Origin of the sequence: Streptomyces sp. NPDC048392 (assembly GCF_043200575.1) — a bacterium.
Lineage (GTDB): Bacteria > Actinomycetota > Actinomycetes > Streptomycetales > Streptomycetaceae > Streptomyces.
The window spans coordinates 42,243-65,361 of the sequence record NZ_JBICYB010000027.1 but is presented as its reverse complement, the minus strand read 5'-3'; the positions used below and the strand labels follow the sequence as shown (position 1 = coordinate 65,361).

Genomic DNA, 23,119 nt, shown 5'->3' with positions numbered 1-23,119 from the left:
GCGCGTCCCGCCAGGGCCCCGCGCCCCGACCACAACCCGCCCGGCCCAGACCCGACACCCCCCGACCCGCCAGGGCCCCGCGCCCCGACCACAACCCGCCCGGCCCAGACCCGACACCCCCCGACCCGCCAGGGCCCCGCGCCCCGACCGCAACCCGCCCGGCCCGGACCCGCCACGCCCCGACCCGCCAGGGCCGCCAGACCTGCCACGACCGCGACCCGCCGGGGCCCGCGCCCCGGCCGGCCGGCAAGGGCGGCCGACGGGCGGGCGAAGCGACGTGGCCGGGCCCTGACCGGCGACCCGCGCGGCTGCCGCACCGCCGGGACCGTGCCCGGCGGGCGGCAGCCGCGTGTGCCCGTGCCGCGTCGTTCAGAAGCCGGCCGGCTCCGTGTACACGCCCCACTCGTCGCGCAGCACGCCGCAGATCTCGCCGAGGGTCGCCTCCGCGCGTACCGCGTCCAGCATCGGCCCGATCATGTTGGCGCCGGAGCGGGCCGCGGCGAGCATGGTGTCCAGGGCCGACCGGACGGCCGCCTCGTCGCGGGCGGACTTGCGCTCGCCGAGGATCCGGACCTGCTCGCGCTCGACCTCGTGGCTGACCCTGAGGATCTCCAGGTCGCCGGTGACCGAACCGGTGTGGACGTTGACGCCGACCACCTTCTTGTCGTCCTTCTCCAAGGACTGCTGGTAGCGGAAGGCCGACTCGGCGATCTCCCCGGTGAACCAGCCGTCCTCGATGCCGCGCAGGAGGCCGGAGGTGATCGGCCCGACGGGGTGCCGCCCGTCGGGGTGGGCCCTGAGCCCCCGCTCCCTGATCTGCTCGAAGATCTTCTCCGCGTCGGCCTCGATGCGATCGGTCAGCTGCTCGATGAACCAGGAACCGCCCAGCGGGTCGGCGACGTTGGCGACGCCGGTCTCCTCCATCAGCACCTGCTGGGTGCGCAGGGCGATCTCCGCGGCCTGCTCGCTGGGCAGGGCGAGGGTCTCGTCGAGCGCGTTGGTGTGCAGGGAGTTGGTGCCGCCGAGCACCGCCGCGAGCGCCTCCACGGCCGTACGGACCACGTTGTTGTACGGCTGCTGCGCGGTGAGCGAGACACCGGCGGTCTGGGTGTGGAAGCGCAGCCACTGCGCCTTGTCCGACCGCGCGCCGTACACGTCGCGCATCCAGCGGGCCCAGATACGGCGGGCCGCGCGGAACTTGGCGATCTCCTCGAAGAAGTCGAGGTGCGCGTCGAAGAAGAAGGACAGGCCGGGGGCGAAGACGTCGACGTCGAGGCCGCGCGAGAGGCCCAGCTCCACGTATCCGAAGCCGTCCGCCAGGGTGTAGGCCAGCTCCTGCGCGGCCGTCGCGCCTGCCTCGCGGATGTGGTAGCCGGAGACCGACAGCGGCTTGTAGGCGGGGATGCCGGCCGCGCAGTACTCCATCAGGTCGCCGATCAGGCGAAGGTGCGGCTCGGGCTGGAAGAGCCACTCCTTCTGGGCGATGTACTCCTTGAAGATGTCGGTCTGCAGCGTGCCGTTGAGCACGGACGCGTCGACGCCCTGGCGTTCGGCGGCGACCAGGTACATGCAGAACACGGGCACCGCGGGCCCGCTGATCGTCATGGAGGTGGTGACGTCCCCGAGCGGGATGTCCTGGAACAGCACCTCCATGTCGGCGGCCGAGTCGATGGCCACTCCGCAGTGCCCGACCTCGCCGAGCGAGCGGGGGTCGTCGGAGTCGCGGCCCATCAGGGTCGGCATGTCGAAGGCGACCGAGAGCCCGCCGCCGCCGTTGCGGAGGATCATCTTGTAGCGCTCGTTGGTCTGCTCGGCGTTGCCGAACCCGGCGAACTGCCGGATGGTCCACGTACGCCCCCGGTACCCGGTCGGATGCAGGCCGCGGGTGAAGGGGTACTCCCCCGGCCAGCCGATCCGCTCGAAGCCCTCGTACTCGTCCCCCGGCCGGGGCCCGTACACCGGCTCCACGGGGTCGCCGGAAAGCGTGGTGAAGTCCGCGTCGCGCTTGCGCGCCGCGTCGTACCGGGCCTGCCAGCGAAGGCGGCCCTCCTCTGTGGCGTGAGCGTCCATACCCTCAAATTTACTAGGACGTCCAAGTAAATGTCGATGGGGTACCGCCGTGCGGGTGTCCGCACGGCGGTGGGAAGGCTCACGACGGGCCGGTCAGGCCTCGGCGACCGCCGGCTCGGGCTCGGCGGCGCTCGCGTCCAGCTCACGGCTGATCCGTCGCTCCACGAAGAAGGCGGCCGTCGGAACGGTCCCGGCGAGCAGCACCCAGAGCTGCTTCTTCACCGGCCACTTCGCCTTGGACCCCAGGTCGAAGGCGAAGACGAGGTAGATCACGTACAGCCAGCCGTGGGCGATGCTGACGACCCGGGTGAAGTCGGCTGCGCCGTCCATCTCCAGGGCGTACTTGGCGATCATGCCAAGGCACAGCGCGATCAGCAGCACACCGGTGACGTACGCCATGACCCGGTAGCGGGTCAGCACGCTCTTTTTCATGGCTACGAGCGTAACCGCCCGTTTCGCGCGGTCTTCGGGCGGGGCGGGCGGCTCGCCCGGCCCGATCCGCCCGCTCAGGCCTCGTCGAAGTCTCCCGCGGCGACCCGCAGCGGCCTGAGCATCGCGAAGATCTCGCCGCACTCCTCGGCGTCGTACGCGCCCAGACCGAAGTCCATCTCCATCAGGTCGCGGGTGGCCGCCTCGACGACCTCGCGGCCCCTGTCGGTGATCGTGGCCAGCGTGCCGCGGCCGTCGTTGGGGTTGGGGCGTTTCGCCACCAGGCCGGACCTCACCAGCCGGTCGACGGTGTTCGTCACGGAGGTGGGGTGCACCATGAGGCGCTCGCCGATCTTGGACATCGGCAGCTCGCCCGACTTGGAGAAGGTGAGCAGCACCAGCGCCTCGTACCGCGCGAACGTCAGCCCGTACGGCTTGACCACGGCGTCGACCTCGCCCAGCAGGATCTGCTGGGCGCGCATGATCGAGGTGATCGCGGCCATCGAGGGCACGCCGCCCCAACGCTGCTTCCAGAGCTCGTCGGCGCGGGCGATGGGATCGAAGGAGAGGCTGAGCGGCTTCGGCACGGCATCAGACCTTACCGGCCGGTCACATGCCGGTCAGACCCGTCTCGCCTTTCGATACCGAAGGCCCGGGCGCGCGGGTCACCCGGCGAGATGCCGCTCCACCGTGTCCACCTTCGACGTGAGACCGTCCGTCACGCCGGGGCGGATGTCCGCCTTGAGGACCAGGGAGACACGCGGCGCCCGTGCCTCCACGGCGGCCACGGCCCGCCGGACGACGTCCATGACCTCGTCCCACTCGCCCTCGACGGATGTGAACATCGCGTCGGTGCGGTTCGGCAGGCCCGACTCGCGGACCACCCGGACGGCGTCGGCGACGTACTCCCCCACGTCCTCGCCGACGCCGAGCGGCGTCACGGAGAAGGCGACGATCATGCGCCCACGACCCCTTCCCGGCGAGCGCGGGAGGCGATGACCGCGGTCTCGGCCTCGCGCTTGAGCCTGCGCTCGGCGAAGAAGCCGCCGGTCGGCAGCACCGAGAGGACGAAGTAGAGGGCGGCGGTCTTCAGCGGCCACTTGGCGCGGTTCCAGGCGTCCGCCCAGAAGATCACGTACAGGACGAAGAGGACGCCGTGGATCATGCCCATCGCCGGCACCGCGTTGAAGTCGGTGGTCCGCTTCAGGACGGAGCAGACGAGCAGCAGGAGGAACGAGATCGCCTCGGGGCCCGAGACCAGGCGGAGGCGGCGGAGAGCGGTGGCGGTCTTGAGGTCCACGGGTCACCTTCGGTGGGAGGGAGGGACGGTCACTCGGGCGCACTCGGGCGCACCCACGAACAGGGGCGTTTGTGAACGCGCGCACAAGCGCGTGCCCATTGTGGCAAACCTCCGGACGCGCCCGGGTCAGGGGGTCGCCGCCACGGGGCCCCGGGAGGCCTCCTGGAGGGACGATCGGGGGACGTCTCCACCCGTGGGACCTGTTGGCGGGCCCGCCCGGGGGCTACCTTCCCGTTTGTGGCGATGTTCCGACTTCAAGGCAGCAAGGTACTCGCCGTCGACATGACCTCGGACGCCGTGAAGGCGAAGAACGGCTCGATGGTCGCGTACGACGGGGAGATGGCCTTCAAGAAGCTCAGCGGCGGCGGTGAGGGCATCCGGGGCATGGTGACCCGGCGGATCACCGGCGAGCAGATGACGGTGATGGAGGTGAGGGGGCAGGGGACCTGCTGGTTCGCGGACCGGGCCTCGGAGATCACCCTGGTGGCTCTCCGGGGCGACAGGCTGTACGTCGAGTCGAGCAACTTCCTGGCGGCCGACGCCGGACTGCGGACCGGCACCAGCTTCACGGGCACGCGCGGCGCCTCCCAGGGCAACGGGCTGTTCACCACGACGATCGAGGGGCACGGACAGGCGGCGATCATGTCCGACGGCCCCGCGGTGGTGCTGCGGGTCAGCGCGCGGTACCCGCTGACCGTCGACCCGGGGGCGTATGTCGCGCACCAGGGGAACCTGCGGCAGTCCTTCCAGTCGGGTGTGACGTTCCGCACCCTGTTCGGGGAGGGCGGCGGAGAGGCCTTCCAGATCCGCTTCGAGGGCGACGGGCTGGTGTACGTGCAGCCGAGCGAGCGGAACACGATCGCGGGGGATGTCTGACCATGGCCTTCCAGGAGCTCAATTCCAAGATGGTCCAGGCCACCGTCGCGCCCGGGCAGCGGCTGTTCAGTCAGCGCGGCGCCATGCTCGCCTACCGCGGTGAGGTGTCCTTCACCCCCGACCTGCGGGGCGGCCGGGGCGGTGTCATGTCGATGATCGGGCGCCGGGTGGCGAACGAGGACACGCCGCTGATGACCGTCGAGGGCCGCGGCACGGTGTTCTTCGGGCACGGCGGGCACCACGTCCAGGTGATCAACCTCGCGGGCGACGCCCTGTACGTGGAGGCGGACCGTCTCCTCGCCTTCGAGGGCACCCTGGAGCAGGGCACGGTGTTCCTGGGCTCGCAGGGCGGGGTCATGGGCATGGTGCGGGGCCAGGTGAGCGGGCAGGGGCTGTTCACCACGTCCCTCAGGGGCCACGGCTCAGTGGCGGTGATGGCCCACGGAGGCGTCTTCGAGGTGCCCATCACGCCGGGGCGCCCGGTGCGCGTCGATCCGCAGGCCTACGTCGCCCACCACGGCGACGTACGCAACAAGCTGTCCACGGCGCTGGGCTGGCGGGACATGGTGGGGCGCGGCTCCGGCGAGGCCTTCCAGCTGGAGCTGAGCGGCAGCGGCACGGTGTTCGTCCAGGCGTCCGAGGAGAAGCTGTGAGCACGGTCCACCACGACCCGGCGACGCTGCCGGCCGACGACAACGTCAACGCGTACACCTTCTGCGTGGAGCTCGCCGGGAGCCAGTGGTTCCTGCAGAAGGGGAAGATGATCGCCTACTACGGGACGATCGATTTCAACGGGATCGGACACGGTCGGCTGGACCGTCTGGTGCGCACGTCCTTCCATTCGCCTCTGCACGCGAGCGACTGGGTCGTGGCGGAGGGTTCGGGCAAGATGCTCCTCGCCGACCGGGCCTTCGACGTGAATTCCTATGACCTCGAAGACGGCAACCTGACCATTCGCTCGGGCAACTTGCTTGCTTTTCAGCCAAGTCTCGCCCTCAAGCAGTCGATCGTGCCGGGTTTTCTGACACTGATCGGAACCGGAAAGTTCGTGGCCGCGTCGAACGGTCCGGTGGTGTTCATGGAACCGCCGATCCGGGTCGACCCGCAGGCCCTGGTCGGCTGGGCCGACTGCCCGTCGCCGTGCCATCACTACGACCACGGGTACCTGACCGGCCTGCTGGGCGGCCTACGTGCGATGACGGGGCTCGGCGGGGCCTCCGGGGAAGAGCACCAGTTCGAGTTCGTGGGCGCGGGGACGGTGCTGCTGCAGTCGAGCGAGGCACTGATGGCGGAGCAGGCCGCGGGGGCTCCGCCGCAGCAGGCGGGAGTGCCCGGCGGCGGGGCGTCCGGAGCGCCGGGAGGCCGGTCCGGGGTACCGGGGCTTCCCGGACAGCTGGGGGACCTCCAGCGCCGCTTCGGGCTGTGAGCGGTAATCTGCGGAGTGTGACATCGAACGCGTGCGCACCGTCACCGTCACGGAAAACCCCTCACTAGTTCGCCTTTCAACATTTTAGGTAGACTTCATTCATGGAGACCGAGACGGCCACCCGCTGGCTGACCGATACGGAGCAGTGTGCTTGGCGCACCCACCTGGAGGTCAACAGGCTGTTGACGCACCAGCTCGAGAAGGACCTGCAGCCGTTCGGCCTGACAATGAACGACTACGAGATCCTGGTGAACCTCTCCGAGTCGGAGGACGACAGGATGCGGATGAGCGACCTGGCCACTGCCACGATGCAGTCCAAGAGCCGCCTGTCCCACCAGATCACCCGCATGGAGAACGCGAACCTGGTCCGGCGGGAGAACTGCGAGTCCGACCGCCGCGGGCTCTTCGCCGTTCTCACCGAGCACGGCCTGGAGACGATGCGGAAGGTCGCACCGCACCACGTGGCATCCGTCCGCAGGCACTTCATCGACCTGCTGGCTCCGGAGACCCTGACGGAGCTGGACAAGGCGCTCAAGCCCATCGCGGAACACCTGCGCGGGCAGCGGGGACGCGCCTGATCACGTCCCCCCGGGCCCCGGCGTTCCCGGAGGTCTAGGCACCCGGCAGGCGGAGCTCGAACAGGGCGCCGCCTGCCGGTGCGTCGCGCACCGTCAGCGTGCCGCCGTGGCGTACGGCGACGTCGCGGGCGATGGCCAGCCCGAGGCCGGCCCCGCCGTCGTCGCGGCTGCGGGCGGCGTCGAGCCGTACGAACCGCTCGAAGCTCTGTTCCCGGTCGGCCGCCGGCACCCCTTCGCCGTCGTCGGCCACTCCGACCACCACCCGGTCGCCGTCCCGGCGCACGGACACCTCCACCGCCGAACGGGCGTGCCGCTGGGCGTTGTCGAGCAGATTGGCCAGCACCCGCCCCAGCTGGCCCGGCGATCCGGCCGCACTCACCGCGGCGTCGCCCCGCACACTCACCCCGGTCCGGCCCTCGGCCGCCTCCCGCGCGAGCGCCGCCAGGTCGACCCGGGCGTCGGCGGGCCGCTCCCCCGCGTCCAGCCTGGCCAGCAGCAGCAGATCCGCGGCGAGCCGCTGCAGCCGTACGGTGTCCCGCACCGCGCCGTCGAGACCGAGCAGCCCGGGATGGGCGGCGGCCACCTCCAGCTGGGTGCGCAGCGAGGCGATCGGGCTGCGCAGCTCGTGCGAGGCGTCGGCGACGAAGCGGCGCTGCCGCTCCACGGAGGTCTCCAGGGCGGCCAGCGTCTCGTTGGTGGTCGAGGCGAGCCTGGCCACCTCGTCGTGCGTGCCCGGCACCGGGACGCGGCGGGCCAGGTCCTCGCTGGCGGTGATCGCGGCCATCTCCCGCCGGATGCCCTCCACCGGGCGCAGCGCGCGCCGGGTGACCAGCCAGGTGACCCACGCCACGACCGCGAGCAGCGCCGGGAAGCCGATCAGCATGACGGTCAGCGCGGTGTTCACGGCGCCGTGCTCGGCGGACAGCGGGGCACCGGCGTAGACGGTGAGCCGGTCACCGCGCCGGGTCTCGACGGGTACGGCGGCGAAGCGGTAGTCCTCCGTGTCGCCGTCGATCGTCGCCGTGCCGTCGCTGACGGTGGTCCGCTCGCCGACCTCCCCGGGGTCGAGGGACTCGCGCGAGTCGTCGTAGTCCGCGTCGTCTTCCGCGTCGTCTTCCGCGTCCGGTTCCGCGTCCAGCTCCCCGCCCCGGTCCCCGTCCCGGGGAGCGGCGCACGGCCTGGGAGGTCGGCGTGCTTTCCGGCGACGGCACCCGGCACAGCGTCCGCGTCGACCCGGCCACCGGCAAGGTCCTCGCCTTGCGGACCGACGAGGAGGACGGCGAGGACACGGCCGAGGCGCGGTCCGCCCTCAGGGGCGCCTCCGTCACCGCGGCCGAGGCGGCACAGGCAGCGGCCGGCAGGGGCACGGTGACCTCCGTGGACCTGGACGACGACGGGGGCGAGGGCGACGGCGGGCCCGCCTGGGAGGTCGAGACGCGCGCGCCCGGCAAGGGTGAGCAGGACTGGCGGGCCCACCTGAGGACCGGCAAGGTCACGACCGCCTCACACGGGTCGGACTCGCACGACTCCGGCGACTCCGGCTCGGACGACGACTGATCGGCCCCGCCCGCCTGGCGCAACCACCGTGGCGGCGCCCCGGCACCGGGCCGCCACGACGGCCGCACCGGGCCCCGCCGAACGCACCGGCAGGGGCAGCCGATCCACCAGCAGGCCCATCGCGGCGGCGGACATCCCGGTGTGCACGGCGGTGTCGCGCCAGGCATCTGCCCGGACCCGGAGTCCGGGCGCCGCGTTCGCGTCGGCGATCGGGTACGCCGGGCGCACGGCTCTCCGGGCGCGGCGTCAGCCGTTCGTCAGGCCCGCCACCAGTTCGTCCGCCGCGCGGTACGGGTCGAGTTCGCCCGCGACGATGCGTTCCGCCAGGGCGCCGAGGCGGCGGTCGCCGTGGAGGTCTCCGATGCGTTCGCGCAGAGTGGTGACGGCGATGGTCTCGACCTCGCGGGCGGCGCGGGCGCGGCGGCGTTCGGCGAGGACGTCCCGTTCCTCCATCCACGCGCGGTGCTTCTCCAGCGCCTCGACGACCTCGTCGACGCCCTCGCCGCGCGCCGCGACCGTCTTGACGATGGGCGGGCGCCAGTCGCCGGCGGCGCGGGCCTCGCCGAGGCCCAGCATGTGGTTCAGCTCGCGGGCGGTCGCGTCGGCGCCGTCCCGGTCGGCCTTGTTGACGACGTAGACGTCGCCGATCTCCAGGATTCCGGCCTTGGCCGCCTGGATGCCGTCGCCCATGCCGGGGGCGAGGAGGACGACGGAGGTGTCGGCCTGGGAGGCGATCTCGACCTCCGACTGGCCGACGCCCACCGTCTCCACGAGGATGACGTCGCACCCGGCCGCGTCCAGCACGCGGATGGCCTGCGGCGCGGCCCAGGCGAGGCCGCCGAGGTGGCCGCGGGTCGCCATCGAGCGGATGTAGACGCCCGGGTCGGAGGCGTGCTCCGACATCCGGACGCGGTCGCCGAGCAGCGCGCCGCCGGAGAAGGGGGAGGACGGGTCGACGGCGAGGACACCGACCCGCTTGCCCTGCTTGCGGTACGCCGTCACCAGCGCCGAGGTGGACGTCGACTTGCCGACGCCCGGCGAGCCGGTCAGTCCGACCACGTACGCCCCGCCGGTCAGCGGCGCGAGCGCCTCCATGACCTCCCTGAGCTGCGGAGACGCCCCCTCCACCAGGGAGATCAGCCGGGCCACGGCCCGCGGCCGGCCTTCCCTGGCCTGGGCCACCAGTGAGGAGACGTCCTGCATCACAGCTCCGTTCAGTGAGAAGTCGCAACCCGAGTCGTCGGCCGGTGACCCGAGGTCAGGCCCCGGGTACCCGCAGGATCAGCGCGTCGCCCTGGCCGCCGCCGCCGCACAGCGCCGCCGCTCCGACTCCGCCGCCACGCCGCTTCAGCTCCAGCGCCAGGTGCAGCACCAGACGGGCACCGGACATGCCGATCGGGTGGCCCAGGGCGATGGCGCCGCCGTTGACGTTCACCTTTTCGGTGGACACGCCCAGGTCCTTCATTGACTGGACGGCGACGGCCGCGAACGCCTCGTTGATCTCGATCAGGTCGAGGTCGCCGACCTCCAGGCCCTCCTTCTTCAGGGCGTGCTGGATGGCATGGGAGGGCTGCGACTGCAAAGAGTTGTCCGGGCCCGCGACGTTGCCGTGGGCGCCGATCTCCGCGAGCCACTCCAGGCCCAGCTCCTCGGCCTTGGCCCTGCTCATGACGACCACGGCCGCCGCGCCGTCGGAGATCTGCGAGGCGGAGCCCGCGGTGATCGTGCCGTCCTTGGAGAAGGCCGGGCGGAGCTTGCCCAGAGACTCGGCGGTGGTGTCGCCGCGGATGCCCTCGTCCTTGCTGAACAGCACCGGGTCGCCCTTGCGCTGCGGGATCCCGACCGGGGTGATCTCGGCGTCGAAGACACCGTTCTTCTGGGCGGCGGCGGCGCGCTGGTGGGACTGGGCGGCGATCTCGTCCTGGGCGGCGCGCCCGATACCGAGGCGCGTGTTGTGCTTCTCGGTCGACTCGCCCATGGCGATGTTCTCGAAGGAGTCGGTCAGACCGTCGTACGCCATGGCGTCGATCATCTCGACCGCGCCGTACTTGTAGCCCTCGCGGGACTTCGGCAGCAGGTGCGGGGCGTTGGTCATGGACTCCTGGCCGCCGGCGACGACCACGTCGAATTCACCCGCGCGAATGAGCTGGTCGGCGAGCGCGATGGCGTCGAGGCCGGAGAGGCAGACCTTGTTGACCGTGAGCGCCGGGACGCTCATGGGGATGCCGGCCTTCACGGCGGCCTGGCGGGCGGGGATCTGCCCGGCACCGGCCTGGAGCACCTGCCCCATGATCACGTACTGGACCTGGTCGCCGCCGATCCCCGCCCGGTCGAGGGCGGCCTTGATCGCGAAGCCGCCGAGGTCGGCCCCCGAGAAGGGCTTCAGTGAGCCGAGCAGCCGTCCCACCGGGGTGCGGGCACCCGCGACGATGACGGAGGTCGTGCCGTTCGTACCGTTCGTACCGGAAGTTCCGGGAGTTACAGGAGTTCCAGAAGACATGGGCTGCGGTCCCCTTTTCCGGCCCGCACAGGCCGAGGAGTGAACGAGGGTTTACTCGAATGTACTGAGCGGTATCCCGCCCGTCACCGGGCTGTCGGTGTGATCGCGCGCACGTTGCGTAACCACCTCCGGAGCGCTGCACTGAATTCATGCTGACGCGAATCGACCACATCGGAATCGCCTGCCGCGACCTCGACGCGACCGTCGCCTTCTACCGTGCCACCTACGGCTTCGAGGTGTTCCACACCGAGGTCAACGAGGAGCAGGGGGTCCGTGAGGCCATGCTCAAGATCAACGATACGTCGGACGGAGGAGCCTCGTACCTCCAGCTCCTGGAACCCACCCGCGAGGACTCCGCGGTCGGGAAGTGGCTGGCGAAGAACGGCGAGGGCGTCCACCACATCGCCTTCGGCACGGCGGACGTGGACGCGGACGCCGCGGACGTCCGCGAGAAGGGCGTACGCGTTCTGTACGACGAGCCCCGGCGGGGCTCCATGGGATCGCGGATCACCTTCCTGCACCCCAAGGACTGCCATGGCGTACTGACAGAACTGGTCACTTCGGCGGCCGTTGAGTCGTCTGAGCACTGACCCTCGTACATATGGGCCGGTAGGGTTGGGTGCGGTCGCCGCTCAGTCCAGGGTGACCCGGTCCCGTCGTCCGCGACGACGGGATCGCCGGGGTCGTGTTTCGGGGGGCTGACGACGGGGCAGCAGCACATGCTCCGCCGTTGATCTGACACCATTCCCCGGGGGCCCCGTTCGGCGGACGGACGGAGCTCGTTCGGGAAGATTTGCGACCAGGGGACGGATGGGACCGCGCAGTGCGGGGCTACGAGAGCCAGGAGCGAGAGCCGGCGGCTGACGTCGACCACCTCTCTCGGTTCGAGGCCGAGATGAAGCGGCTGAAGACCGAGCGGGAAAAGGCGATCCAGCACGCCGAGGACCTCGGCTACCAGGTCGAGGTGCTGCGCGCCAAGTTGCACGAGGCGCGGCGCACCATCATGTCCCGGCCCGCCTTCGACGGCGGCGACATCGGGTACCAGGCCGAGCAGTTGCTGCGCAACGCGCAGACGCAGGCCGACCAGCTGCGCGCCGACGCGGAGCGGGAGCTGAGCCAGGCCCGGGCGCAGACCCAGCGCATCCTGCAGGAGCACGCCGAGCAGGCCGCCCGGCTCCAGGCCGAGCTGCACCAGGAGGCGGTGACCCGCCGCCAGCAGCTCGACCAGGAGCTGGCCGAGCGCAGGCAGACCGTCGAGTCGCACGTCAACGAGAACGTGTCCTGGGCGGAGCAGCTGCGTGCCCGCACCGAGCAGCAGGCCCGCCGGCTGCTCGACGAGTCCCGCGCCGAGGCCGAGCAGGCCCTGGCCGCGGCCCGCACCGAGGCGGAGCGGCTGACCTCCGAGGCCCGCCGGCGGCTGCAGAGCGACGCGGAGAGCGCCCGGGCGGAGGCCGAGCAGATCCTGCGCCGGGCCCGCACCGACGCGGAGCGGCTGCTGAACGCCGCCTCCTCGCAGGCCCAGGAGGCCACCGACCACGCCGAGCGGCTGCGCACCTCCACCGCCACCGAGTCGGAGTCCACCCGCCGCGAGGTCCAGGAGCTGAGCCGGGCCGCCGAGCAGCGCATGTCCGAGGCCGAGGAGGCGCTGCGCAAGGCGCAGACCGAGGCCGAGAAGGTCGTCGCCGAAGCCAAGGAGGCCGCCGCCAAGGCCCTGTCGGGTGCCGAGGCGACCAACGAGCAGCGCACCCGCACCGCCAAGGAGCAGGTGGCCCGGCTGGTGGGCGAGGCCACCAAGGACGCCGAGAACACCAGGTCCGAGGCCGAGCAGGTGGTCGCGGACGCCCGCGCCGAGGCCGAGAAGATCGTCGCCGAGGCCGCCGAGAAGGCCCGCACGATCACCGCCGAGGAGTCGGCCACCCAGCTGTCCAAGGCGGCCAAGACCGCCGAGGACGTGCTGAACAAGGCGTCTGAGGACGCCAAGCGGACCACGAAGGCCGCCACCGAGGAGGCCGAGCGGATCCGCACCGAGGCCGAGGCCGAGGCGGACCGGCTGCGCGCCGAGGCGCACGACATCGCCGAGGAGCTCAAGGGCGCGGCGAAGGACGACACCAAGGAGTACCGCGCCAAGACGGTCGAGCTGCAGGAGGAGGCGCGCCGGCTGCGCGGCGAGGCCGAACAGCTGCGGGCCGACGCGGTCGCCGAGGGCGAGAAGATCCGTGCCGAGGCCCGCAAGGAGGCCGTGGCGCAGATCGAGGAGGCGGCGAAGACCGCCGAGGAGCTGCTCGCCAAGGCCAAGGCGGACGCGGACGAGCTCAGGCAGACCGCGACGGCGGACAGCGAGAAGGTCCGCACCGAGGCCATCGAGCGGGCGACGACCCTGCGCCGGCAGGCCGAGGAGACCCTGGAGCGCACCCGTGCGGAGGCCGAGCGGCACCGCGCGGAGGCCGCCGAGCGCGCCGACGAGCTCCAGGCGGAAGCCGAACGGGCCGCCCGCGAGCTGCGCGAGGAGACCGAGCGCGCCGTCGAGGCCCGGCAGGCGGAGGCCGCAGAGGAGCTGACGCGGCTGCACACGGAGGCGGAGGAGCGCCGCACCGCCGCCGGCGAGGCGCTGAGCGAGGCCCGCGAGGAGGGCGAGCGGATTCGCCGCGAGGCCGCCGAGGAGATCGAGCGGCTGCGCACCGAGGCCGCCGAGCGGGTCCGCGCACTCCAGCAGCAGGCCGAGACGGAGGCCGAGCGGCTGCGCACCGAGGCCGCCGCCGACGCGTCCGCCTCCCGCGCGGAGGGCGAGGCCGTCGCCGTACGCCTGCGGTCCGAGGCGGCGAGCGAGGCGGAGCGGCTGAAGTCGGAGGCGCAGGACAGCGCCGACCGGGTGCGGGCGGAGGCGCAGACCGCCGCCGAGCGCATCGCCGCCGAGGCGTCCGAAGCGCTGGCCGCCGCCCAGGAGGAGGCCGCCCGGCGCCGCCGCGAGGCGGAGGAGACGCTCGGCTCCGCCCGGCAGGAGGCCGACCAGGAACGCGAGCGGGCCCGCGAGCAGAGCGAGGAGCTGCTGGCCTCGGCGCGCAACCGCGTGGAGGAGGCGCAGGCCGAGGCGACCCGGCTGGTCGAGGAGGCCGACCGGCGCGCCACCGAGATGGTGTCGGCCGCCGAGCAGCACGCGCAGCAGGTCCGGGAGTCGGTCGCCGGTCTGCACGAGCAGGCCCAGGAGGAGATCACCGGACTGCGCAGTGCCGCCGAGCACGCGGCGGAGCGCACCCGGCGCGAGGCCGAGGAGGAGGCGGACCGGGTCCGCGCCGACGCCTACGCGGAGCGGGAGCGGGCGAGCGAGGACGCCGGACGGCTCAGGCACGAGGCGCGGGAGGAGACGGAGACCGCCAAGGCGCTGGCCGAGCGGACCGTGTCCGAGGCCGTCACGGAGGCCGACCGGATCCGCACGGACGTCTCCGAGCACGCCCAGCGGGTGCGCACGGAGGCCTCCGACGCCATCGCCGAGGCCGAGCAGTCCGCGGCGCGCACCAGGGCGGACGCCCGCGAGGACGCCAACCGCATCCGGTCCGACGCGGCGACGCAGGCGGACACCCTGATCACCGAGGCACGTGCCGAGGCGGAGCGGCTGACCACGCGGACGGCGGCCGAGACCGACCGGATCCGCACGGAGACCCTCGCGGAGGCGGAGCGCGTCACCGCCGAGGCGTCGAGCGAGGCCGAGCGGGTGCTGACCGAGGCGGCCACCGAGGCGGAGCGCCTGCGGACCGAGACGATCGCCGAGGCCGAGCGGGTGCGGACCGAGGCGAGCGCCCGGGCCGAGCAGCTGGTCTCGGACGCCACCGGGGAGGCGGAGCGGCTGCGGGCCGAGGCCGCCGACACCGTCGGTTCCGCCCGGCAGCACGCCGAGCGGACCCGCACCGAGGCCGAGCGGGTGCGGACCGAGGCGGCGGCGGAGGCCGAGCGGGTCACCACGGCCGCCCGCGAGGAGGCCGAGCGCACCCTCGACGAGGCCCGCAAGGACGCCAACAAGCGGCGCACGGAGGCGGCCGAGCAGGTCGACACGCTCATCACGGAGACCACGGCGGAGGCCGACAAGCTGCTCACCGAGGCGCAGCAGCAGGCCCAGAAGGCCACCGCGGACGCCGAGTCGCAGGCCGACACGATGGTCGGCGCGGCCCGCACGGAGGCCGACCGGATCGTCTCGGAGGCGACCGTCGAGGGCAACACCCGGGTGGAGAAGGCCCGTACGGACGCGGACGAGCTGCTGGTCGGCGCCCGCCGGGACGCGACCGCCATAAGGGAGCGCGCGGAGGAGCTGCGCGAGCGCCTCACCTCCGAGATCGAGGAGCTGCACGAGCGGGCCCGCCGCGAGGCCGCCGAGACGATGAAGTCGGCCGGCGACCGCTGCGACGCGCTCATCAAGGCCGCCGAGGAACAGCTCGCCAAGGCGGAGGCGAAGGCCAAGGAGCTGGTGTCGGAGGCCAACTCCGAAGCCGGCAAGGTGCGCATCGCCGCCGTCAAGAAGGCCGAGGGGCTGCTGAAGGAGGCCGAGCAGAAGAAGGCCACCCTGGTCCGCGAGGCCGAGGAGCTGAAGGCCGAGGCGGTCAGGGAGGCCCGGCACACGGTCGACGAGGGCAAGCGCGAGCTGGAGGTCCTGGTGCGGCGCCGCGAGGACATCAACGCGGAGATCTCCCGGGTGCAGGACGTGCTGGAGGCGTTGGAGTCCTTCGAGGCGCCCGGGAGCGCGAAGGACAACGGAGTGAAGGCCGGAGCGACGGTGGGCGCCCCACGTTCGGGTGGCAAGTCGTCAGACGGCTAGCTTCTGGGGCGGATTCGGTGTCTCCTGGAGACCTTTGGCCGAGTCCCGCCCGGAGCGTTGACCAGAACTTTGGCAAGCCATCCGCGGGTCAGCCACTCAAAAGAGGTGTCATTCTCCGTATCAAACGTGCATCCGCTCGATGACACACCGCATTGGCGCCTAGGATTCCCTCTATCACCTCACCCGGTCTCTTTCGACAGGAACCCCATGAGCGACACTTCCCCCTACGGCTTCGAGCTTGTGCGGCGTGGGTACGACCGCGCTCAGGTGGACGAACGCATCTCCAAGCTCGTCTCCGACCGTGACAGCGCTCTCGCCCGCATCACCGCTCTGGAAAAGCGCATCGAGGAGCTCCACCTCGAGACCCAGAACGCCCAGGCCCAGGTCAACGACGCCGAGCCGTCGTACGCCGGCCTCGGTGCCCGGGTCGAGAAGATCCTGCGCCTCGCCGAGGAAGAGGCGAAGGACCTGCGCGAGGAGGCCCGGCGCGCTGCCGAGCAGCACCGCGAGCTGGCCGAGTCGGCCGCCCAGCAGGTGCGCAACGACGCGGAGTCGTACGCCGCGGAGCGCAAGGCCAAGTCCGAGGACGAGGGCGTCCGGATCGTCGAGAAGGCCAAGAGCGACGCCTCCCAGCTGCGCAGCGAGGCGCAGAAGGACGCGCAGTCCAAGCGCGACGAGGCGGACGCGCTCTTCGAGGAGACCCGCGCTAAGGCCGCGCAGGCCGCCGCCGACTTCGAGACGAACCTCGCCAAGCGCCGCGAGCAGTCCGAGCGCGACCTGGCCTCCCGTCAGGCCAAGGCCGAGAAGCGGCTCGCGGAGATCGAGCACCGCGCGGAGCAGCTGCGCCTGGAGGCGGAGAAGCTGCGCACGGACGCCGAGCGCCGGGCCCGCCAGACCGTCGAGACGGCGCAGCGCCAGTCCGAGGACATCGTGGCCGACGCCAACGCCAAGGCCGACCGGATCCGTTCGGAATCGGAGCGCGAGCTGGCCGCCCTCACGAACCGCCGCGACTCCATCAACGCGCAGCTGACCAACGTGCGCGAGATGCTGGCGTCCCTCACGGGCGCCGCGGTGGCCGCCGGTTCGTCGGCCGAGGACGAGTCGGTCTCCCGCGGCGTCCCGGCCCAGCAGTCCCGCTGACGCGGTCGCACGCCGGGCGAGCACCCTGCGGAACGAGTGCGAGGCCTTCTGTCACCGGGGTGGCAGAAGGCCTCGTCACGTTCTAGCGTGGGCGCCATGATCGAGCTCGAGGGGCTGACCAAGCGGTACGGCGAGAAGGTGGCGGTCAACAATCTCTCATTCACCGTCAGACCCGGCATCATCACGGGGTTTCTCGGCCCCAACGGCGCGGGCAAGTCGACCACCATGCGGATGGTGCTGGGCCTGGACCGGCCCAGCGCCGGGGACGTCCGGATCGACGGCAAGCACTACGAGCAGCTCAAGGACCCGCTGACGTACATCGGCGCGCTGCTTGAGGCCAAGGCCTGGCACGGCGGGCGCAGTGCCTACAACCACCTGCTGTGCCTCGCGCAGAGCAACGGCATCCCGGCGAGCCGGGTACGCGAGGTCCTGGACACGGTCGGGCTGTCGGCGGTGGCCCGGAAGAAGACCAAGGGCTTCTCCCTCGGCATGGGCCAGCGGCTCGGCATCGCCGGCGCGCTGCTCGGCGACCCGCGGATCCTGATGTTCGACGAGCCGGTCAACGGCCTCGACCCCGAGGGCATCCACTGGATCCGCAACCTGATGAAGACGCTGGCCTCCCAGGGCCGCACGGTCTTCGTCTCCTCCCATCTGATGAGCGAGATGGCGCTGACCGCCGACCACCTGGTGGTCATCGGCCAGGGCAGGCTGCTGGCGGACACGTCGATGGCCGAGTTCATCGAGGAGAACTCGCGCAGTTACGTCCGGATCCGTACCCCGCAGCGCGAACAGCTGCTCGACGCGCTGCACGATGACGGTGTCACGGTCGTCGAGAGGGGTGACGGGGTCCTGGAGGTGGACGGCGACAAGTCGGAGGCCGTCGGCGAGCTGGCGGCGCGGCACCGGATCGTGCTGCACGAGCTGAGCCCGCAGCGAGCCTCGCTGGAGGAGGCGTTCATGCAGCTGACCGCGGAGTCCGTCGAGTATCACGCCCACGGCGGACAGCCGCCCGGCGCGGTGCAGCAGCAACCGCAGCAACCGCCTCCGCGGCAGCAGTGGGGCAGCGACTGGAAGAGGGGATGAGCATGGCGGCGACACAGGTCGTCCGGTCCGAGTGGACCAAGATCCGGTCGGTCGCGTCCACGGTGTGGACGCTGAGCCTCGCCGTGGTCGTCACCATCGCCCTCGGCATGCTGATCTCGGCGCTGTCGAAGAACGAGTTCGGCGACATGAGCGAGCGGGACAGGCTCTCCTTCGACCCGACCTTCATCAGCTTCGCCGGGACCAGCCTCGGCCAGCTGGCGATGATCGTGTTCGGGGTCCTGGTCGTGGGCAACGAGTACAGCTCCGGCATGATCCGCACCTCGCTGGCCGCGGTGCCCCGGCGCGGCACCTTCCTGTTCAGCAAGATCGCGGTGGCCACGGGGCTCGCCCTGGCCGTGGCCATGGTCACGAGCTTCGCCACGTTCTTCCTCGGACAGGCGATGCTCGGCGACCTCAAGGCGTCGATCGGTGATCCGGGAGTGCTCCGCGCGGTGATCGGCGGCGGCCTCTACATGACCCTCATCGCGATGTTCTCGATGGGCGTCGCCGCGATGCTGCGCTCGCCGATGCTGTCGCTGGGCATCCTGATGCCGTTCTTCTTCCTGATCTCCAACATCCTGGGCAACGTCCCGGCGACGGAGAAGGTCGGCCGGTTCCTGCCCGACCAGGCCGGCAGTAAAATTATGCAGGTGGTCACGCCGATCGACGACGACGTGCCGTACGGGCCGTGGGGCGGTCTCGGGATCATGGCCCTGTGGGTGATCGCGGCGCTCCTCGGCGGATACGCGGTCCTGAAGAGGCGGGATGCCTAGGAGGAGCGTTCGGGATCGGATTTTGCCCGGGCTTGAACGGAACCGTCAGCGCCCGGATATCCTCCTAACCCTTACGGGGGCGTGCGCCCTGCTGTCCTGAACCTTCCGATGGGTGCGGAGCATGATCGAGGCTGTCGGCCTGACCAAGCGCTACGGCGACAAGACCGCTGTGTACAACCTCTCCTTCCAGGTGCGGCCGGGCGCCGTCACCGGCTTCCTGGGGCCCAACGGCTCGGGCAAGTCGACGACGATGCGCATGATCCTCGGCCTGGACAACCCCACCGCGGGGCACGTGACGATCGGCGGCCACCCGTACCGCAGGCTGCCGAACGCCGCGCGGCACGTCGGGGCGCTGCTGGACGCCAAGGCGGTGCACGGCGGCCGGTCCGCCCGCAACCACCTGCTGAGCCTCGCCCAGCTCTCCGGCATCCCGGCCCGGCGGGTGGACGAGGTGCTCGGCGTGGTGGGCCTCCAGGACGTGGCCAAGCGGCGCTCCAAGGGCTTCTCCCTCGGCATGGGCCAGCGGCTCGGCATCGCCGCGGCACTGCTCGGCGACCCCCAGGTGCTGCTCTTCGACGAGCCGGTCAACGGCCTCGACCCGGAGGGCATCCACTGGGTCCGCAACCTGATGAAGGCGCTCGCGGCGGAGGGCCGTACCGTCTTCGTCTCCTCGCACCTGATGAGCGAGATGGCGCTGACCGCCGACCACCTGATCGTCATCGGGCGCGGCCGGCTGCTCGCGGACATGAGCGTGACGGACTTCATCTCGGCCAACTCCGCCGACTTCGCCCGCGTGCGGACGCCGGACACCGAGCCGCAGCTGCGCGAGAAGCTGACCTCCGCGCTGACCGAGGCGGGCGGCCACGTGCTGCCCGAGCAGGACGGCGCGCTGCGGGTGACGGGTCTGGCGCTGCCCCGGATCAGCGACATCGCGCACGAGGGCGACGTACGGCTGTGGGAGCTGTCGCCGCACCAGGCCTCGCTGGAGGAGGCGTACATGCGGATGACGCAGGGCGCCGTGGACTACCGGTCGACCGCCGACCAGAAGGCAGGGCTCCAGCAGCCCCTGCCGCCCGGCGCGCAGCCGCCGATGCCGGTGGCCGGTCAGGGCCAGCCCGGCTGGTACGCCCCGCCGCCGCCCCAGCAGGGCGGTCAGCCCTTCGCCGCGCCGCAGGCGCCGCAGGGCGCCCCGGAGCAGGCTCCGGCGGGACCGTACGGCGCCCCGGTGCCCCCCGGCGCGGTACCGGGCGGACAGCCGACGGGCGGGCGGCCGGCCAACCCGTACGCGGCACAGCAGCCGCCGCAGGCCCCGCCGACACCTCAGCCGCCCGCCGCGGCCCCGGCACCGCCCGCCGCGGCCCCCGCGCCCGCCCCCGCGCCCGCCTCCGCGCCCGTCACCGACCCGACCAAGCCCGAGGACGCCCGATGAGCACGCCCCAGCCCCCGACCCAGCAGGCCGCGCCCGACTGGCACGCGGCGCCCGGTTCGCCGCACCCGACCTACACGTCGCCGATCCCGGTGGTGCGCACGAACCTGGTGCACGCGCTGGCCTCGGAGTGGACGAAGATCAAGTCGGTGCGTTCGACGATGTGGACGCTGGGCGTGTTCGTCCTGCTGGTCGTCGGCATCGGGCTGCTGACCGGTGTGATCGTGGCGAACTCGTCCTCCGACCTGGCCGGTGAGAGTGCGCTGAGCCTCGGCTTCTTCGGGCTGCTGCTCGGCAGCATGTGCGTGATCACGCTCGGCGTGCTGACCACCGCCTCGGAGTACGGCACGGGCATGATCCGTCCGACGATGACCGCCTGCCCGAGCCGCGGCCGGGTGCTCGCGGCGAAGGGCGTCGTCTTCTTCCTGGTGGCGTTCGTGGTCACCCTGGTGTCCGCGACGCTGGTCGGGCTGGCCCACGTGTCCATGCTGGAGGGCAACGGGGCGGAGAGCCCGACCGGCGCGGACTGGCTGAAGGGCACCGTCGGCGTCTCGCTCTACGTCGCGCTGCTCGGGCTGCTGTCGCTGGCCATGGGCTCCATCATCCGGCACTCGGCGGGCGCGATCACCATCATGATCGGCATCCTGCTCGCCCCGCTGGTGATCGCGCTGTTCATGTTCTCGGAGTCGCTCAAGGACGTGCAGCAGGCCCTGTTCGAGTACTCGATCCCGAACCAGCTGAGCATCTTCTACGCCAACTCGCTGTCCGATTCCGGGCCCTCGGGCTGGGACCCGCTGTGGATCGTCCTCGGCGTGACGGCGGCCGCGTTCGCCGCCGCCTTCACCCTGCTGGAGAAGCGGGACGTCTGAGCCGCCCGCGACCGGCGCGGTCAGAACCTCGGCGCGTTGCGGGACCGCTGCACCCTGGTGGTGCGGCGGTCCTTCGCGTTCCAGCACGCCTTGTGCCAGTGCCGGCGGTCGTCGACGCCCGAGTGCGCCGGCCAGGCCACCACGTGCGGGACGCCGTCCGGGATCAACTGGTCGCAGCCGGGGCAGCGGTACGACTTCCCCTGCGCGCTCGCACCCGCCACGTGCCGTACGGTCCACTCCTCGCCCCGCCAGCTCTCCGCGGACTGCCAGCCGCCGTAGCGGCCGGAGCCGTCCTCCTCGGCGCTCCGGCCGGACGGGCCGGCTCCCTTCGGTCGGTTGCGACGCGGGGACACGGGACACCTCACGGAGCTATACAGGAAGCAGGGCGGCATCAAGCCTACGCGGCACGGACAGGGGTACCCGTACACCGCCAAACCGCGCAACTCCCCCGTACCGGGGTCCGGGTCCCGGCCCACGCGCCCTCCCACAACGGCCGATTCTGCAGACAATCCGCAAATCTCCCCGCCCGGCCGTGTCCTCGGCACGTGTCAGACGGTTATGCCCTGTGGGGGAGCTCCGCGTCGGGGCCGAGGAAGCAGGAAAAGGCAATGCGCGTAGGAAGTTTCGTGCTGGGGGCCCAGTTCCCGGGGCAGGGTCAGGGGGAGGCGCTGCACCGCGCGGTCCGCTCGGCCGAGGTCGCCGAGGAGGCCGGGCTCGACACGGTCTGGCTGGCCGAACACCACTTCGTGCCGTACGGCACGTGTCCGTCGGCGGTGACGCTGGCCGCGTTGCTGCTGGGCCGCACGCGGCGCATCCGGGTCGGCACCGCGGTCAGCGTGCTGCCCACCGTCCACCCCGTGGCGCTCGGTGAGCAGGCCGCGCTGCTGCACGTCACGAGTGGCGGCCGCTTCTCGCTGGGTGTGGGCCGGGGCGGGCCGTGGGTCGACCTGGAGGTGTTCGGCGCGGGCCTGGAGGCGTACGAGAAGGGGTTTCCCGAGTCACTCGATCTGCTGGTGCGCTGGCTGCGCGAACCGGCCGTCGGCGCTGCGGGGGACCGCTTCCGGTTCCGCGAGGTGCCGGTCGTTCCGCGCCCCTCGGAGTCCCTGTCGGAGGAGCCGGGCCCCGAGGTCGTCGTCGCCTGCACCTCTCCGTCCAGCGTGCGCATGGCGGCCGAGCGGGGACTGCCGATGCTCCTCGGGATGCACGTCGGCGACGAGGAGAAGGCGGAGATGGTCGCCCTGTGGCGGCGGCACGCCCGCGCGGCCGGGCGGACGGCTGCGGAGATCCACGGCGCGGCTCACGTCTCGGCCGGCGTCTGCCAGATCGCGGACCGGCGCACGGAGGCGGTGGAGACCCTGCTCAAGACGATGCCGGGCTGGCTGCGGCAGGGACTGGGCGCCCATGTCACGGTGGACGGCCGGACCCGGCAGACGCGCGACCCGCACGCGTACACCGAGCTGCTCTGCGGGCTGCACCCGGTGGGCACGCCCCGGCTGTGCGCGGACCGGCTGGTGGCGACCGGCGAGCGGACCGGCATCTCCCGGTTCGCCCTGCTCGTCGAGGGGTCCGGAGACCTCGCGGCGACCGTGGAGAACGTGCGACGGCTCGGGGCCGAGGTACTCCCCCAGCTCCGCTGAGGCAGTGGGCGGGGAGCTTGCCGCTCCGGTACAGAACTGCACCTCCCGCGTACGGAGCGGCAAGCGGACGACTCGGGTCAGCAGTCCCGGAATTCGGGAGACTGGTTCAGCACCTGGCTGCGCACCGAGGTGAAGCGGGTCAGCGTCTCGTCGACGGAGGAGTCCAACGGGAACACCGCCACCCGGTGGCAGTTCTGGAAGGCCAGCCGCACCCCGAAGTGCCGCTGCAGTGCACCGCGTATGGCGTCACTCGCGAGCGCACGCAGCAGCTGACCGCGCGCCTGCTCGTCCGGCGGGGGCGTCTGGTTGTCGGCGAACGCTCCGCCGTCGACCTTCAGCTGTGCCACCAGGGAGCTGACCATCTCCCATGCGTAGGGCAGGGAAGTCCGGACGCAGTCGACGAATTCTGCTTCGTCGACCTCGCCTCGCTCGGCCTGTTCGAGTAGGGCCGGTGAGACGTCGAGCGACATGGGTTCTCCTCTCGCACCCCCGACCAGCAGGGGTTGCCGGACAGTTAAGGGAGTGCGCGATGTTGAACACGCTGCGTACACAGTTCACGACCTCCCGTTCAATACCGTAAGCAACCGATCGTGACCGCACCAGGAGAATGCCCAGATGGACACCATCCGGTAGGCCCACAATCGGCCAGTG

Annotated in this window: 23 protein-coding genes; 13 read left to right on the top strand and 10 right to left on the bottom strand. The window is 71.9% G+C overall.

Features of this window, described 5'->3' with window-relative positions; all coding sequences use genetic code 11:
* Positions 1-369: 369 nt before the first annotated feature.
* From ACGFYH_RS28130 to ACGFYH_RS28110, 5 genes are all read right to left on the bottom strand, one after another.
* The gene (locus tag ACGFYH_RS28130; RefSeq protein ID WP_393805977.1) at positions 370-2,070 is read right to left on the bottom strand and encodes a methylmalonyl-CoA mutase family protein; all 1,701 of its coding nucleotides are present in this window, start codon (positions 2,068-2,070) and stop codon (positions 370-372) included.
* Between the two features lie 93 nt (positions 2,071-2,163).
* The gene (locus ACGFYH_RS28125) at positions 2,164-2,502 is read right to left on the bottom strand and encodes a DUF3817 domain-containing protein (RefSeq protein WP_393805976.1); all 339 of its coding nucleotides are present in this window, start codon (positions 2,500-2,502) and stop codon (positions 2,164-2,166) included.
* Positions 2,503-2,576: 74 nt separating this feature from the next.
* Complete coding sequence (locus ACGFYH_RS28120; protein WP_393805975.1) at positions 2,577-3,086, bottom strand: MarR family winged helix-turn-helix transcriptional regulator; 510 nt, start codon at positions 3,084-3,086, stop codon at positions 2,577-2,579.
* A gap of 78 nt (positions 3,087-3,164) precedes the next feature.
* Positions 3,165-3,458 (bottom strand): MTH1187 family thiamine-binding protein, encoded by a 294-nt coding sequence (locus ACGFYH_RS28115; protein ID WP_053137231.1) that lies wholly within the window; start codon positions 3,456-3,458, stop codon positions 3,165-3,167.
* On the bottom strand, positions 3,455-3,799 hold the full coding sequence (locus ACGFYH_RS28110; RefSeq protein ID WP_393805974.1) for a DUF3817 domain-containing protein: 345 nt from the start codon (positions 3,797-3,799) through the stop codon (positions 3,455-3,457). The genes ACGFYH_RS28115 and ACGFYH_RS28110 overlap by 4 nt, the downstream gene beginning before the upstream one ends.
* Positions 3,800-4,042: 243 nt before the next feature.
* On the opposite strand from ACGFYH_RS28110, the gene ACGFYH_RS28105 reads away from it, so the two are divergent.
* From ACGFYH_RS28105 to ACGFYH_RS28090, 4 genes are all read left to right on the top strand, one after another.
* On the top strand, positions 4,043-4,675 hold the full coding sequence (locus tag ACGFYH_RS28105; protein ID WP_393805973.1) for an AIM24 family protein: 633 nt from the start codon (positions 4,043-4,045) through the stop codon (positions 4,673-4,675).
* Between the two features lie 2 nt (positions 4,676-4,677).
* Positions 4,678-5,328: an AIM24 family protein gene (locus ACGFYH_RS28100; RefSeq protein ID WP_393805972.1), complete on the top strand. Its 651-nt coding sequence runs from the start codon at positions 4,678-4,680 to the stop codon at positions 5,326-5,328.
* Complete coding sequence (locus ACGFYH_RS28095; protein WP_393805971.1) at positions 5,325-6,101, top strand: AIM24 family protein; 777 nt, start codon at positions 5,325-5,327, stop codon at positions 6,099-6,101. The genes ACGFYH_RS28100 and ACGFYH_RS28095 overlap by 4 nt, the downstream gene beginning before the upstream one ends.
* Positions 6,102-6,202: 101 nt before the next feature.
* On the top strand, positions 6,203-6,679 hold the full coding sequence (locus ACGFYH_RS28090; protein WP_393805970.1) for a MarR family winged helix-turn-helix transcriptional regulator: 477 nt from the start codon (positions 6,203-6,205) through the stop codon (positions 6,677-6,679).
* A 34-nt stretch (positions 6,680-6,713) separates the two neighbouring features.
* Here ACGFYH_RS28090 and ACGFYH_RS28085 read toward each other — a convergent pair whose 3' ends face one another.
* On the bottom strand, positions 6,714-7,817 hold the full coding sequence (locus ACGFYH_RS28085; RefSeq protein WP_393805995.1) for a sensor histidine kinase: 1,104 nt from the start codon (positions 7,815-7,817) through the stop codon (positions 6,714-6,716).
* 53 nt (positions 7,818-7,870) lie between these two features.
* Between ACGFYH_RS28085 and ACGFYH_RS28080 the strand changes: the two genes are divergently transcribed.
* Positions 7,871-8,236: a PepSY domain-containing protein gene (locus ACGFYH_RS28080; protein WP_393805969.1), complete on the top strand. Its 366-nt coding sequence runs from the start codon at positions 7,871-7,873 to the stop codon at positions 8,234-8,236.
* A gap of 246 nt (positions 8,237-8,482) precedes the next feature.
* On the opposite strand, the gene meaB is transcribed toward ACGFYH_RS28080, so the two are convergent.
* Both meaB and ACGFYH_RS28070 read right to left on the bottom strand, forming a co-directional pair.
* A complete protein-coding gene (meaB, locus tag ACGFYH_RS28075; protein WP_393805968.1) occupies positions 8,483-9,439 on the bottom strand; it encodes a methylmalonyl Co-A mutase-associated GTPase MeaB in 957 nt (318 codons plus the stop codon).
* Positions 9,440-9,494: 55 nt separating this feature from the next.
* Entirely contained in the window at positions 9,495-10,736 is a 1,242-nt protein-coding gene (locus tag ACGFYH_RS28070; protein ID WP_393805967.1) for an acetyl-CoA C-acetyltransferase, read from the bottom strand.
* Between the two features lie 149 nt (positions 10,737-10,885).
* On the opposite strand from ACGFYH_RS28070, the gene mce reads away from it, so the two are divergent.
* The 7 genes from mce to ACGFYH_RS28035 all read left to right on the top strand — a co-directional run bounded on the left by mce (position 10,886) and on the right by ACGFYH_RS28035 (position 20,831).
* Entirely contained in the window at positions 10,886-11,326 is a 441-nt protein-coding gene (mce, locus tag ACGFYH_RS28065) for a methylmalonyl-CoA epimerase (protein WP_393805966.1), read from the top strand.
* Between the two features lie 233 nt (positions 11,327-11,559).
* The gene (scy, locus tag ACGFYH_RS28060) at positions 11,560-15,540 is read left to right on the top strand and encodes a polarized growth protein Scy (protein WP_393805965.1); all 3,981 of its coding nucleotides are present in this window, start codon (positions 11,560-11,562) and stop codon (positions 15,538-15,540) included.
* Positions 15,541-15,747: 207 nt separating this feature from the next.
* Positions 15,748-16,680 (top strand): cellulose-binding protein, encoded by a 933-nt coding sequence (locus tag ACGFYH_RS28055; protein ID WP_393805964.1) that lies wholly within the window; start codon positions 15,748-15,750, stop codon positions 16,678-16,680.
* A 96-nt stretch (positions 16,681-16,776) separates the two neighbouring features.
* Positions 16,777-17,763 carry an ABC transporter ATP-binding protein gene (locus ACGFYH_RS28050; protein WP_393805963.1) on the top strand — a complete coding sequence of 329 codons (987 nt, stop codon included), beginning with the start codon at positions 16,777-16,779 and terminating at the stop codon, positions 17,761-17,763.
* Positions 17,760-18,536 (top strand): ABC transporter permease, encoded by a 777-nt coding sequence (locus ACGFYH_RS28045; RefSeq protein ID WP_393805962.1) that lies wholly within the window; start codon positions 17,760-17,762, stop codon positions 18,534-18,536. Before ACGFYH_RS28050 ends, ACGFYH_RS28045 begins: the two co-directional genes overlap by 4 nt.
* Positions 18,537-18,657: 121 nt before the next feature.
* A complete protein-coding gene (locus tag ACGFYH_RS28040; RefSeq protein WP_393805961.1) occupies positions 18,658-19,965 on the top strand; it encodes an ABC transporter ATP-binding protein in 1,308 nt (435 codons plus the stop codon).
* Positions 19,962-20,831, top strand: a complete 870-nt coding sequence (locus ACGFYH_RS28035) for an ABC transporter permease (protein WP_393805960.1) — start codon at positions 19,962-19,964, stop codon at positions 20,829-20,831. The genes ACGFYH_RS28040 and ACGFYH_RS28035 overlap by 4 nt, the downstream gene beginning before the upstream one ends.
* 20 nt (positions 20,832-20,851) lie before the next feature.
* Here the strand turns inward: ACGFYH_RS28035 and ACGFYH_RS28030 are convergent, their stop codons facing one another.
* The gene (locus tag ACGFYH_RS28030; protein ID WP_393805959.1) at positions 20,852-21,184 is read right to left on the bottom strand and encodes an ATP/GTP-binding protein; all 333 of its coding nucleotides are present in this window, start codon (positions 21,182-21,184) and stop codon (positions 20,852-20,854) included.
* Positions 21,185-21,439: 255 nt separating this feature from the next.
* On the opposite strand from ACGFYH_RS28030, the gene ACGFYH_RS28025 reads away from it, so the two are divergent.
* A complete protein-coding gene (locus ACGFYH_RS28025) occupies positions 21,440-22,468 on the top strand; it encodes an LLM class flavin-dependent oxidoreductase (protein WP_393805958.1) in 1,029 nt (342 codons plus the stop codon).
* A gap of 77 nt (positions 22,469-22,545) precedes the next feature.
* Here ACGFYH_RS28025 and ACGFYH_RS28020 read toward each other — a convergent pair whose 3' ends face one another.
* Positions 22,546-22,938, bottom strand: coding sequence for an SCO5389 family protein (locus ACGFYH_RS28020; protein ID WP_393805957.1), 393 nt, complete (start codon positions 22,936-22,938; stop codon positions 22,546-22,548).
* Positions 22,939-23,119: the final 181 nt, after the last annotated feature.

Excerpts from the sequence above, each read along its gene's own strand:
- ACGFYH_RS28130 (WP_393805977.1), bottom strand. The coding sequence starts at position 2,070 with ATGGACGCTCACGCCACAGAGGAGGGCCGCCTTCGCTGGCAGGCCCGG.
- ACGFYH_RS28125 (WP_393805976.1), bottom strand. The coding sequence starts at position 2,502 with ATGAAAAAGAGCGTGCTGACCCGCTACCGGGTCATGGCGTACGTCACC.
- ACGFYH_RS28115 (WP_053137231.1), bottom strand. The coding sequence starts at position 3,458 with ATGATCGTCGCCTTCTCCGTGACGCCGCTCGGCGTCGGCGAGGACGTG.
- ACGFYH_RS28105 (WP_393805973.1), top strand. The coding sequence starts at position 4,043 with ATGTTCCGACTTCAAGGCAGCAAGGTACTCGCCGTCGACATGACCTCG.
- ACGFYH_RS28100 (WP_393805972.1), top strand. The coding sequence starts at position 4,678 with ATGGCCTTCCAGGAGCTCAATTCCAAGATGGTCCAGGCCACCGTCGCG.
- ACGFYH_RS28090 (WP_393805970.1), top strand. The coding sequence starts at position 6,203 with ATGGAGACCGAGACGGCCACCCGCTGGCTGACCGATACGGAGCAGTGT.
- meaB (WP_393805968.1), bottom strand. The coding sequence starts at position 9,439 with ATGCAGGACGTCTCCTCACTGGTGGCCCAGGCCAGGGAAGGCCGGCCG.
- ACGFYH_RS28070 (WP_393805967.1), bottom strand. The coding sequence starts at position 10,736 with ATGTCTTCTGGAACTCCTGTAACTCCCGGAACTTCCGGTACGAACGGT.
- mce (WP_393805966.1), top strand. The coding sequence starts at position 10,886 with ATGCTGACGCGAATCGACCACATCGGAATCGCCTGCCGCGACCTCGAC.
- ACGFYH_RS28055 (WP_393805964.1), top strand. The coding sequence starts at position 15,748 with ATGAGCGACACTTCCCCCTACGGCTTCGAGCTTGTGCGGCGTGGGTAC.
- ACGFYH_RS28050 (WP_393805963.1), top strand. The coding sequence starts at position 16,777 with ATGATCGAGCTCGAGGGGCTGACCAAGCGGTACGGCGAGAAGGTGGCG.
- ACGFYH_RS28045 (WP_393805962.1), top strand. The coding sequence starts at position 17,760 with ATGAGCATGGCGGCGACACAGGTCGTCCGGTCCGAGTGGACCAAGATC.
- ACGFYH_RS28040 (WP_393805961.1), top strand. The coding sequence starts at position 18,658 with ATGATCGAGGCTGTCGGCCTGACCAAGCGCTACGGCGACAAGACCGCT.
- ACGFYH_RS28035 (WP_393805960.1), top strand. The coding sequence starts at position 19,962 with ATGAGCACGCCCCAGCCCCCGACCCAGCAGGCCGCGCCCGACTGGCAC.
- ACGFYH_RS28025 (WP_393805958.1), top strand. The coding sequence starts at position 21,440 with ATGCGCGTAGGAAGTTTCGTGCTGGGGGCCCAGTTCCCGGGGCAGGGT.
- ACGFYH_RS28020 (WP_393805957.1), bottom strand. The coding sequence starts at position 22,938 with ATGTCGCTCGACGTCTCACCGGCCCTACTCGAACAGGCCGAGCGAGGC.